Annotated in this window: 11 protein-coding genes; 2 read left to right on the plus strand and 9 right to left on the minus strand. The window is 73.0% G+C overall.

Features of this window, described 5'->3' with window-relative positions:
* The 7 genes from AA75_RS39910 to AA75_RS39940 form a co-directional block, all read right to left on the minus strand.
* The coding region (locus tag AA75_RS39910; protein ID WP_149038658.1) for a DoxX family membrane protein at nucleotides 1-1,374 on the minus strand (1,374 nt) is incomplete at its 3' end.
* Nucleotides 1,375-1,556: 182 nt separating this feature from the next.
* Nucleotides 1,557-2,552 (minus strand): 23S rRNA (guanosine(2251)-2'-O)-methyltransferase RlmB, encoded by a 996-nt coding sequence (gene rlmB / locus AA75_RS39915; protein WP_033825380.1) that lies wholly within the window; start codon nucleotides 2,550-2,552, stop codon nucleotides 1,557-1,559.
* 84 nt (nucleotides 2,553-2,636) lie between these two features.
* A complete protein-coding gene (gene cysS, locus AA75_RS39920; RefSeq protein WP_033825381.1) occupies nucleotides 2,637-4,031 on the minus strand; it encodes a cysteine--tRNA ligase in 1,395 nt (464 codons plus the stop codon).
* A 211-nt stretch (nucleotides 4,032-4,242) separates the two neighbouring features.
* Entirely contained in the window at nucleotides 4,243-4,635 is a 393-nt protein-coding gene (locus tag AA75_RS39925; protein ID WP_033825382.1) for a PPOX class F420-dependent oxidoreductase, read from the minus strand.
* Nucleotides 4,636-4,749: 114 nt separating this feature from the next.
* Nucleotides 4,750-5,331: a 2-C-methyl-D-erythritol 2,4-cyclodiphosphate synthase gene (gene ispF / locus AA75_RS39930; protein ID WP_082527189.1), complete on the minus strand. Its 582-nt coding sequence runs from the start codon at nucleotides 5,329-5,331 to the stop codon at nucleotides 4,750-4,752.
* The gene (ispD, locus tag AA75_RS39935) at nucleotides 5,321-6,073 is read right to left on the minus strand and encodes a 2-C-methyl-D-erythritol 4-phosphate cytidylyltransferase (RefSeq protein WP_033825384.1); all 753 of its coding nucleotides are present in this window, start codon (nucleotides 6,071-6,073) and stop codon (nucleotides 5,321-5,323) included. Before ispD ends, ispF begins: the two co-directional genes overlap by 11 nt.
* Before the next feature lie 229 nt (nucleotides 6,074-6,302).
* Complete coding sequence (locus AA75_RS39940) at nucleotides 6,303-6,785, minus strand: CarD family transcriptional regulator (RefSeq protein WP_014136563.1); 483 nt, start codon at nucleotides 6,783-6,785, stop codon at nucleotides 6,303-6,305.
* Between the two features lie 451 nt (nucleotides 6,786-7,236).
* Between AA75_RS39940 and AA75_RS39945 the strand changes: the two genes are divergently transcribed.
* Entirely contained in the window at nucleotides 7,237-7,941 is a 705-nt protein-coding gene (locus AA75_RS39945; protein WP_033825385.1) for a hypothetical protein, read from the plus strand.
* Between the two features lie 99 nt (nucleotides 7,942-8,040).
* On the opposite strand, the gene AA75_RS39950 is transcribed toward AA75_RS39945, so the two are convergent.
* Nucleotides 8,041-8,736 carry a response regulator transcription factor gene (locus AA75_RS39950; protein WP_033825386.1) on the minus strand — a complete coding sequence of 232 codons (696 nt, stop codon included), beginning with the start codon at nucleotides 8,734-8,736 and terminating at the stop codon, nucleotides 8,041-8,043.
* Nucleotides 8,733-10,016, minus strand: a complete 1,284-nt coding sequence (locus AA75_RS39955) for a cell wall metabolism sensor histidine kinase WalK (protein ID WP_033825387.1) — start codon at nucleotides 10,014-10,016, stop codon at nucleotides 8,733-8,735. Before AA75_RS39955 ends, AA75_RS39950 begins: the two co-directional genes overlap by 4 nt.
* 314 nt (nucleotides 10,017-10,330) lie before the next feature.
* Here AA75_RS39955 and phoU point away from each other — a divergent pair, with 314 nt between their 5' ends.
* Entirely contained in the window at nucleotides 10,331-11,014 is a 684-nt protein-coding gene (gene phoU, locus AA75_RS39960) for a phosphate signaling complex protein PhoU (protein WP_033825388.1), read from the plus strand.
* Nucleotides 11,015-11,208 lie beyond the last annotated feature (194 nt).

The following is an 11,208-nucleotide window of genomic DNA, read 5'->3' on the forward strand; positions in this document are numbered from 1 at the left end:
GGAGCCCGCCGGGCGGGACGGGGAGGGTGTGGGGGTCGGGCTGTGCGAGGGCGAGGGGGTGGCGGGGGCGCTGTTGCCGGGCCACATCGGGGAGCCGAAGTCGGTCGGCGGGCTGACCGGGGCCTGCTGCTCGCGTCCGGTGCGGACGGCCGCGCCGAGCATCGAGCCGATCAGCAGGGTGAGTCCGACCACCACCGCGGTGACCACCGCGCCGCGCCGCAGCACCCGCCGCCGCAGCGCCGCGGGCGCCTCGGAGCCGTACCGCCGCCAGGCGTTCAGGGCGATCCGGCCGTCCAGCGAGCCGAACGGCGCCCCGGCGATCAGCAGCGGGCTCCAGGCCGCGAGGAAGATCAGGTCCGGGGTGTCGTAGACCGGCACCGCCCGCCAGCTGACGGTGAACAGCAGCGCCGCGGAGAGCAGCATCGCCGCTCCGGCCGCCAGCCGCTGCCAGAGGCCGAGGATGGTCAGCACGCCGACCACGATCTCGGTGAACGCCACCGCCAGGCCGGAGCCGACCGGGTGCGCCATGGCGAAGTCGAGCAGCGGCGCGGCGGCCTTCCACGGGTGCAGGGCCGAGAGCCAGCGCATCATCGACCCGCGGTCACCGCCGTCGAAGTACACCGGATCGCAGAGCTTGCTGAACCCGGCGTAGCCGGACAGCGAGCCGAGCACCACCCGCAGCGGCAGCAGGACCAGCCCGAGGTCGACCCGGCGGCCGGGCTCGCGCAGGTGCCTGGCCTCGGCGGCGCCGGCGGCGGAGACCGCCGGCAGCTCTCCGTGCGGGCTCCAGGCGGGCTGCCCGGCCGTCGTGGAGGCGGGGGCGGCGGACGGGCCGCCCGATCCCGGCGAGCCGGGCTGCCTGGGCACCGCATGGCCGTACGAGGGGACGTGCGGGAGCTGCTGGGTGTCGTCGCCGGCGGGCGCCCCGGCGGGCGCCGGGACGGTGCTGAGCCGGACGGCCTCCAGCAGCCGGGTGGCGGCCAGGTCGCCGGGCGCGGCCTGGCCGCTCCAGGTGACGGCCGTGACCCGCGCCTTGCGCCGTGGGGTGGCGCCGATGCCGACCAGGGCCGGCACCTCGGTGTTGGGCAGCACGACCTGCGGGGTGACCATGGGGCGGGTGCCGAGGCCGGCCGCCCGGTACGGGTTGCTGTAGGGGTTGCCGCCGCTCTGCATGCCGTACGGGTCGCCGAAGGCCGCTCCGGCGGGGGCGTCGATCAGCGGATCAACCGGGGTGACCAGTCTGACCCGGAAGCTGGCCTGGGTGCTGCTGAGCTTCGCCGGGTCGGACGGCACCTTGACCGTGTTGAGGGCGGGCCCGGAGTCTATTCCCGCCGTGCCGCCCTGCCCGGGGCGCCGAGGTGTTCTGGTGTCCACACCCCTCTAACCGGGTGACGGCCCCTTAGGACACTCTCCCGGGTGGATTCCGGGCCCCGCTTTGAAGTGATCATGAGAAAACCGACCGGGCCCGATAGGACCCGATCGGTTCAGTTCCAAACAACCGTCAGAGACGGTCACGACGGCCCCGAGGCGTACGCCTCAGGGCGCGCGAGCGGCTCTCAGGCGCTCTTGGCCCGCAGCCGGGCGGCCTCGTAGAGCACGATGCCCGCCGCGACACCGGCGTTCAGCGACTCGGTCTCACCCGGCATCGGGATCCGCACCCGGATGTCGCAGGTCTCCGCGACCAGCCGGGACAGGCCCTTGCCCTCGGAGCCCGCCACGATCACCACGGGACCGGTCAGCAGCTCCAGGTCGCCGATCTCGGCCTCGCCGTCGGCAGCCAGGCCGACCACCATCAGACCGGCCTTCTGGTACGCCTCCAGGGCCCGGGTCAGGTTGGTGGCCCGGGCGACGGGCAGCCGGGCGGCCGCACCGGAGGAGGTCTTCCAGGCGCCGGCGGTCATGCCGGCCGCGCGGCGCTCGGGGATGACCACGCCGTGCGCCCCGAAGGCGGCGGCGGAGCGGACCACGGCACCGAGGTTGCGGGAGTCGGTGACCCCGTCCAGCGCCATCACCAGCGCGGGCTCGCCGTTGTCGGCGGCGTCCGCGAGCAGGTCGTCCGGGTGCGCGTACTCGTACGGCGGGACCTGGAGCACCAGGCCCTGGTGGTTGAGGCCGCCGGTCATCTGCTCCAGCTGCGCGCGCGGGGCCTCCATCAGCGGGACGCCGCGGTCGTTGGCGGCCTGGAAGGCCTCGCGGACCCGGTCGTCGGTCTCGATGAACTGCATGACGTAGAGCGCGGTGGCGGGCACCCCGCCCTTCAGCGCCTCGACCACCGAGTTGCGGCCGACCACCAGCTCGGCGGCGCCGGCACCGCCGCGGCCGCCGCGGGCACCGGCACCGGCCCGGCGCATGCCGGCCCGGGACTTGGCGTCGCGCTCGCGCTTGAGCGCCGCGTTGGCGGCGCGCTGCTTCGGGTGGCCCTTGCGGGCCTCGCCGGGCGGGGTCGGGCCCTTGCCCTGGAGTGCCTTCCGGCTGTGGCCGCCGGTACCGACACTCGCGCCCTTCTTGGAAGTGGGGTTGCGGCGGTTCCTGCGCTGGCTGTTGCCGGCCATGGCTGTACTTCCTGTCTCTTCTGCGTCATACGGTGGGCCGCACCGGCGCCGGTGCGGCCCACCCTCACCCCGACGGGTACGGGGTTACTGGTTGTTGAGGGTCCAGCGCGAGCCGGACGGGGTGTCCTCGATCGCCAGACCGGCCTTGGTGAGCTGGTCCCGGATGGCGTCCGAGGTGGCGAAGTCCTTACGGGCGCGGGCCGCCTGGCGCTGCTCCAGGACCAGCTGGACCAGCGAGTCGACCACCCCGCGCAGGTCGTCGCCGCGTTCCGCGCCGGACCACTGCTCGTCGAGCGGGTCCAGACCCAGTACTCCGAGCATCGCACGGACCTCGGCGAGCCGCGCCACCGCGCTCTCCTTGTCGCCCGCCGTGAGCGCGCTGTTGCCCTGGCGGACGGCGGTGTGCACCACCGCGAGGGCCTGCGGCACGCCCAGGTCGTCGTCCATCGCCTCGGCGAAGGACAGCGGCACCTCGGGGGCGGCGTCGACCGGGCCGCAGCTCTCCACGGCCCGCTGGATGAAGCCCTCGATCCGGGCGAACCCGGTCTCGGCCTCCCGCACCGACTCCTCGCTGTACTCGATCATCGAGCGGTAGTGCGGGCCGGCCAGGTAGTAGCGGAGCACGATCGGCCGCCAGCGCTGCACCATCTCGGAGATCAGCACCGAGTTGCCGAGCGACTTGCTCATCTTCTCGCCGGACATGGTGACCCAGGCGTTGTGCACCCAGAAGTTGGCGAAGTCGTCGCCGAACGCCTTGGACTGGGCGATCTCGTTCTCGTGGTGCGGGAAGATCAGGTCCAGCCCGCCGCCGTGGATGTCGAAGGCCGCGCCGAGGTACTTGTGCGCCATCGCCGAGCACTCCAGGTGCCAGCCCGGCCGCCCGCGGCCCCAGGGGGTGGCCCAGCTGGGCTCGCCCTCCTTGGCGCGCTTCCACATCGCGAAGTCGCGCGGGTCGCGCTTGCCGGTCTCGCCCGTGCTCTCCGGCTGCCGGAGGTTCTCCAACTCCTGGTTGGAGAGCGCCAGGTAGTCGGGGTAGGTGGTGACGGCGAAGTAGACGTTGCCCTCGGACTCGTAGGCGTGCCCGTTGGCGATGAGCGCCTGCATCATCTCGATCATCTCGGGGACGTGTCCGGTCGCCCGGGGCTCCACCGACGGGGGCAGGCAGCCGAGCGCGGCGTAACCGTCGTTGAAGGCGCGCTCGTTGGTGTAGGCGATCTCCCACCACGGGGTGCCGAGCTCGCGCTCCTTGGCGATCACCTTGTCGTCGATGTCGGTGACGTTGCGCACGAACGTGACCTGGTAGCCGCGGTAGCCGAACCAGCGGCGCATCACGTCGAAGTTGAGGTTGGACCGGATGTGTCCGATGTGCGGGGCCGCCTGGACGGTCGCGCCACACAGGTACATCGAGACACAACCCGGTACAAGCGGGACGAAGTCGCGTACCTGGCGGGTGCTGGTGTCGTACAGGCGAAGGCTCACAGCGTCAAGCGTAGTGGGCGACGGGGGGTGCCCCGCCACCTTTCGCGCGGGCCGCCGCCAGGTTCATGCCGGTCCGGGCCGTCCGCGGTGCGGGACCGGCCGCCACCCGGAGTGGCCGTACGGACACCGACGGCCCGGGCGCGTGCCCGGGTGGACCGGCGAACCCGCAGGCCAGGGGCCCGGCAGCGGTGCCGCCGGGCCCCCGTCGGTCTCAGAGGTTGCCGACCACCTTGCGCGGGGCCAGCCGGACGACCACCCGCACGTCCTCGGGGCCGTCGAACCCGTAGTCCTCGCCGCGGTACTTGCGGGACAGCTCGTCGATCAGCTCCCGGCCGCCCTCCGTGGTCATCTCCACCTCGCCGCGGAGCTCGGCGTAGGTGTACGGGTGGTCCGGCGGGTTGAGCACCAGGGTGATCCGCGGGTCACGGACCAGGTTGAGGTGCTTGCGGCGGCCCTGGACGGTCGAGAAGAGCACCTCGTCGCCGTCCCGCTTCACCCAGACCACCGAGGACTGCGGGCTGCCGTCGGGCTGGATCGTGGAGACCACGGCGAAACTCTTGCCGTCGAGCAGTTCCTTCGCGCGGTCGGGAAGTGCTGCACCCATCAGGACCTCTTCTCGGTGACGAGCCAACTGGTACCCGGCCAAGCTACCGATCCGGTGGCGCCCCGCGCCGGTGAGACACCCCGGCGGCCGGGCGGCCGCCGCCGCGCGGGCGGCTCAGGGCGCCCGGTACACCAGGGCGGTGGCCAGTGCGGCCAGCCCCTCGGCCCGCCCGGTCAGGCCCAGGCCGTCGGTGGTGGTGCCGGAGACCGACACCGGTGCGCCGACCGCGGCCGAGAGCACGGCCTGGGCCTCCGCCCGCCGCTTGCCGATCTTCGGTCGGACGCCGATCACCTGGATCGCCACGTTGCCGATGGTGAAGCCGGCCTCCCGGACGATCCGGGCCGCCTCCGCGAGCAGGGTGACCCCGGCCGCGCCGGCCCACTCGGGCCGGTCGGTGCCGAAGTGCGCCCCGAGGTCACCGAGGCCGGCGGCGGAGAACAGCGCGTCGCAGGCGGCGTGCGCGGCGACGTCGGCGTCCGAGTGCCCGGCCAGGCCGAACTCGGAGCCGGGCCAGTCCAGGCCCGCCACCCGCAGCGGCCGGCCCGCTTCGAAGGCGTGCACATCGGTGCCGATGCCGACCAGCGGGATCACGGGCGCGGCGGGCGCCGTCCGGTCGGAAGCCTGCTCGGGAGCCGTCGGCCCGGAACCCCTCTCCTCAGAAGCCCTCTGCTCAGAAGCCGTCTGCTCAGAAGCCATCGGAGGCCCTCCTTCGGGCGAGTACGGCCTCGGCCAGGACGAGGTCCAGCGGGCGGGTCACCTTGAACGCCTCCTCGTGCCCGGGCACCACGACCACCCGGCCGCCGTAGTGCTCGACCAGCCCGGCGTCATCGGTGACCAGCGGCGGCGAGCCCCCGGCCTCCTCGGCCAGCGCCTTCTCGTGCACCTCGTGCAGGGTCGCGCGCAGGAAGCCCTGCGGGGTCTGCACCGCGCGCAGGGTGGACCGGTCGGGCGTGTCCAGCACCGGTTCGGGGGAGCCGGCGGGCCGCGGTTCGACCCGCTTGACGGTGTCGGCCAGCGGGACGGCCGGCACCACGGCCCCGGCCCCGGCCCGGACGGCCGCGGCCACCGCGTCGACCACCTCGACCGGTACCAGCGGACGGGCGGCGTCGTGCACCAGCACGACCTCGGTCTCCGCCGGGATCGCCGCCAGGCCGAGCCGGACCGACTCCTGCCGGCTGGCGCCGCCGGCCACCACCCGGACGTCCTTGCCGTCCAGGCCGTGGCTGTCGAGCAGCGCGGCGACCTCGGCCACCCCGCCGGGCGGGGCCGCGACCACCACCAGGCCGACCGCCCGGCTGCGGGCCAGCGCCCGTACGGCGTGCACGAGCAGCGGCACGCCGCCGAGTTCGCGCAGGGCCTTCGGGGCTCCGGGGCCCAGCCGCTCGCCCCGTCCCGCGGCGGGGACCACCGCCGCCGCGAGGTGTGCTGTGGCGTTCAGGTTTCGCTCCTCAGTCGCAGTGGGTATGGCCCTGCCGTACGCATCGGGCGCCCGGCACGACCCTCTTCCGGCTGCACGTTAGTGGACCACCGCCCCGCAGTGGCGGCTGTCCGCGGACATGCCGAAGCGCCCGAGGTGCTGTTGCACCACCTGGACGACTGCGAGTCCGTGGTGGCACAGCGGCATCGGGCGCCGTGGCATGCAGAAGTGCTGTGGAACGAGGCCGCCCTTAGGAGGCGAGCACCTCGTCGAGCAGCGTCTCCGCCTTGTCCTCGTTGGTGTTCTCGGCCAGCGCGAGCTCGCTGACCAGGATCTGCCGAGCCTTGGCGAGCATCCGCTTCTCGCCGGCCGACAGGCCGCGCTCGCGCTCGCGACGCCACAGGTCGCGGACGACCTCGGCGACCTTGATGACGTCACCCGAGGCAAGCTTCTCGAGGTTCGCCTTGTAGCGGCGGGACCAGTTCGTGGGCTCCTCGGTGTACGGTGCACGCAGCACCTCGAAGACCCGGTCGAGACCTTCCTGACCGACCACGTCTCGCACGCCGACGAACTCCGCGTTCTCGGCGGGCACGCGCAGCGTCAGATCTCCCTGCTGCACCTTCAGCACCAGGTAGGTCTTGTCCACACCTTTGATCTGGCGAGTTTCGATGGCCTCGATCAGCGCAGCCCCGTGATGGGGGTAGACCACCGTGTCGCCAACCTTGAACGTCATGTGACAGGACCCCTTCCGTGGCTTTCCAGAATAACACGCTTTTCTGCCGACCCGAAGGGCGTTTTCGCAGGTCAGGGCGGGTCTCGGGGCTTGACAATCACCCCCATCGCATGCTGCGACCGGTGTTCGAGGGCGGCTTCCCGCAGGTGGGAGGCGTTCCGAGAGCTCGGCGAAACCCCTGGCAACACTCCCGAAACCATGGTTTGATCTTGAGTTTTTGCCGCCTTCCGGGCGGCACCCCGACAGTGACCTGCGACACGTCCCCGGGCGGGGCACGGCACGGGTCCTCGGGACACGCCCGGAGACGGCCCGTCGGGCGGCCCCCGGCAGGACCGGGACGCGACACGGGGCCACCCCGTGAGAACCGGATAACTGCGGTGGGTAGTCTGAGCGCTGACCACAGACCGTGATCCACATCCACCGTGATCCCACCCAAGGAGAAGTCGCCGCCGTGAGCCGGAGCCTTCGACGCGGCGCCATCGCCGCCCTCGTCCTCGCCGCGATCGTCCCGCTGTCGGCCTGCGCCGCCGGGAACACGCCGGACACCCTGGAGATCAAGCCGGACAACGCGGCCACCTCGCTCGGGGACTACCTGCGGCTCAACAACATCGTGGTGGTGACGCTGCCGCGGGCCGCCGCCGAGGGCGCGGGTGCGGGCCCGGCCAACGTGACGGCGAACATCAGCAACTCCGGCACCACGCCCGAGACGCTGAAGTCGATCACCGTCGGGGACAACATGACCGCGACCTTCACCGACGCCAAGGGCGCCCAGCTCTCCGAGATCGTCATCCCGGCGGGCGGCGCCGTGCTGCTCGGCGGGCCGGACCAGCCGTCGGCCCACGTGGCCTCGGTCAAGGTGAGCGTCGGCGGCTTCGCCCCGACCGGCTTCGTCTTCGGCCGGGCCGGCCAGGTCGGCACCGAGGCCGCGGTGCTGCCGGCCGTCGGCCAGTACGCCGCGTTCGGCCCGAAGGCGGAGGCCGGCCCGTCCGCCTCCCCCTCCTCCAGCGCCTCGCCGTCCGCCGCCGCTTCGGCCTCCCCGTCGCCGTCCGCCACGATCACCGGCACGCCGTCCGGCTCCCCGTCCGGCTCGGCCCCCGCCACCGGTGCGGCCGTCCCCTCCGGTTCGGCCTCCGGCAGCCCGCTCGCCGGTCACTGAGCACCGCCGGCCGGCCTCCGGGCCGGCCGGGCGCCTGACGCCCGAGAGGGCCCCCGCCGTGGCGGGGGCCCTCTCGGTGTGCGCGGGTACCGGTGCGGTCTACGGCTCGAACTTGTAGCCCAGGCCGCGGACCGTGACCAGGTAGCGGGGCGCGCCCGGGTCCGGCTCGATCTTGGCGCGCAGGCGCTTCACGTGGACGTCCAGGGTCTTGGTGTCACCGACGTAGTCGGCGCCCCAGACCCGGTCGATCAGCTGCATCCGGGTGAGCACCCGGCCGGCGTTGCGCAGCAGCATCTCCAGCAGGTCGAACTCCTTGAGCGGGAGGTCCACCTTGGCGCCGTCCACGGTCACCACGTGGCGGTCGACGTCCATCCGGACCGGGCCGGCTTCCAGCGCGCCGGGGGTGGCGCCGCCGCCGTCGCCGTTGCCGTCCTCGCCGCGGCGGCGCAGCACCGCGCGGATCCGGGCGACCAGCTCGCGGGTGGAGTAGGGCTTGGTCACGTAGTCGTCGGCCCCTATCTCCAGCCCGACGACCTTGTCGATCTCGCTGTCCTTGGCGGTGACCATGATCACCGGCACGTTGGAGCGGACCCGCAGCTGGCGGCAGACCTCGGTGCCGGGCAGGCCGGGGAGCATCAGGTCGAGCAGCACCAGGTCGGCGCCGTTGCGCTCGAACTGCTCCAGCGCGTCGGGTCCGGTGGCGGCCACGGCCACCTCGAAGCCCTCCTTGCGGAGCATGTACGAGAGGGCGTCGCTGAACGACTCCTCGTCCTCGACCACCAGTACTCGGGTCACGATCGGGCCTCCGGGGCAGGAAGGGAGTCCGACGCGGTCGCGTCGGAACGGGGTTCGGATGAGGGGGTGCGGTCCGGCGCCTGGCCGGCCGGGAGCCGCAGGGTGAAGGTCGAGCCCTGGCCCTCGACGCTCCAGACCGACACGGTGCCGCGGTGGGAGGCGGCCACGTGCTTGACGATCGAGAGGCCGAGACCGGTGCCGCCGGTGGCGCGGGAGCGGGCGGGGTCGACCCGGTAGAACCGTTCGAAGATCCGCTCTCGGTCCTTCTCCGAGATCCCGATGCCCTGGTCGGTCACCGAGATCTCGATCAGTTCGCCGTCCGCCTCGCCCAGCGCGGCGGCGCTGGAGATCCGGCGGGTAGCGATGGCCACGCGGGTGCGGGGCGGGCTGTAGTTGACGGCGTTCTCGACCAGGTTGCCGAGTGCGGCGGCCAGCTGGCCGCGGTTGCCGTCGAGGTAGAGGTCGCCGGTGCCGCCGGCCGCGATCAGGATCTGCTTGGCGGCGGCGGGCTGGCGGCAGCGGTCGATCGCCTCGGCGATCAGCTCGTCCACCGGGACGGGTTCGGGGTCGGCCAGGATGCGGTCGTCCTGGACCCGGGAGAGGTCGATGATCTCCTGGACCAGGCTGGCCAGCCTGGTCGCCTCGATCTGCATCCGGCCGGCGAACCGCTGGACGGCCTCCGGGTCGTCGGAGGCGTCCGCGACGGCCTCGGAGAGCAGCGACAGCGCGCCCACCGGGGTCTTCAGCTCGTGCGACACGTTGGCGACGAAGTCCCGCCGGATCGCTTCGATCCGGCGGCGGTCGGTGAGGTCCTCGACCAGCACCAGGACCAGCCGGGAGCCGAGCGGGGCGACCCGGACCGAGACCGCCAGCGGTTCGGCGGCGCGGGCCGCGCCGGGGCGGGGCAGTTCCAGCTCGACCTGGCGGATCTCGCCGTCCCGGCGGGTCGCCCGGGCCAGCGACAGCATCGGGTCGACGGCCATCGCACCGCCCCTGACCAGGCCCATCGCGTACGCGGCGGAGCTGGCCTTGACCACCTCGTCGCCCTCGCCGAGCACGATCGCGCAGGAGCGGAGCACCGAGAGCACGGTGTCCACGCCCGGCGGCAGGGCGGGTTCCTGGTGCGGCGGCCCACCCGGGCCCGTCCTGCTGCTGGTCCTGCCGCCGTTGCTGCCCTTCGCCTGCTCGCGCTCACTCCAACGGAAGGCGATGGCGGCCGTGAGGCCGACGCCGAGCCCGGCTATGGCGCAGGCTGCGGCGGCGGCCACATTCACGTCCATACGGCCAGCGTAAGCGCATGCCGGGCCGGTCCCGTACGGGTGCGATCAAGGCATCGGCCCCGCGTTGCCGAGAATTCACCTTCAAGCTGCCGGTGATTCACCACACCGGCCGTGGGCAGTCGCCCGAACGGATCAGTCTGGGCAATGCAAGCCCGTGTGGGCGGTGACGCGGCTACCATTCGCGCCACCAGCAGCGGACGTCCCGGCTCCCGAGGGGGACCCGGCCCGGGACATCCGGTCGGCACCGCCACCGACACAGCTACTGATGGACCGGTCGGCGCCGCACCCGGCGCCGACGGCCAGGAGGAGAGAGCATGCGCGACGCGTACCACGAGGAACTCGACTCGATCAGCGACGGACTGATCGAGATGGCCCGGCTGGTCGGTTCGGCCATGGGCCGGGCGACCACCGCGCTGCTCGACGCGGACCTGGCGCTGGCGGAGAGCGTGATCGCCGCCGACGACAAGGTCAACAGCCTGCACCACGACCTGGAGAACCGGGCGATCGACCTGCTGGCCCGCCAGCAGCCGGTCGCCACCGACCTGCGGATCGTCGTCACCTCGCTGCGGATGAGCGCCGACCTGGAGCGCTGCGGCGACCTCGCCCGGCACGTCGCCAAGGTGGCCCGGCTGCGCTTCCCGGACACCGCCGTCCCCAACGACCTGCACCCGATCGTGCTGGAGATGGGGCAGCTCGCGCAGCGCCTGGTCGCCAAGGCGGGCCTGGTGATCGCCACCAAGGACGTCGACAAGGCGCTGGAGCTGGAGCAGGACGACGACGCGATCGACGCGCTGCACCGCGAGCTCTTCTCGCACCTGCTGGACGACCGCTGGCAGCACGGCATCGAGACCGCCGTCGACGTCACGCTGGTCGGCCGGTACTACGAGCGGTTCGCCGACCACGCGGTGTCGGTGGCCAAGCGCGTGGTGTTCCTGGTGACCGGCGAGCACATCGGCGACTTCCTCGCCACCAACGAGCCGGCCGCCCTCGGCGAGTGACCCCGGCCCGCCGGACGGCGGGTGAGCGGTGACGGAAGCGGCAGCACCGGAGGTGGGGGCGCACACAGTTGGTGCACCCCCACTTCTGTGCGCCCGTTGACGCCTCGGCACCACCCGGGTTCACTCGGAAAGCAGGCACGCCCGTCTCCGGAGTGCCCCGACGAGGAGGGTCCAGCGCCATGAAGGCAACCGCC

This window comes from Kitasatospora sp. MBT63 (assembly GCF_000710465.2).
Taxonomy (GTDB): Bacteria; Actinomycetota; Actinomycetes; order Streptomycetales; family Streptomycetaceae; genus Kitasatospora.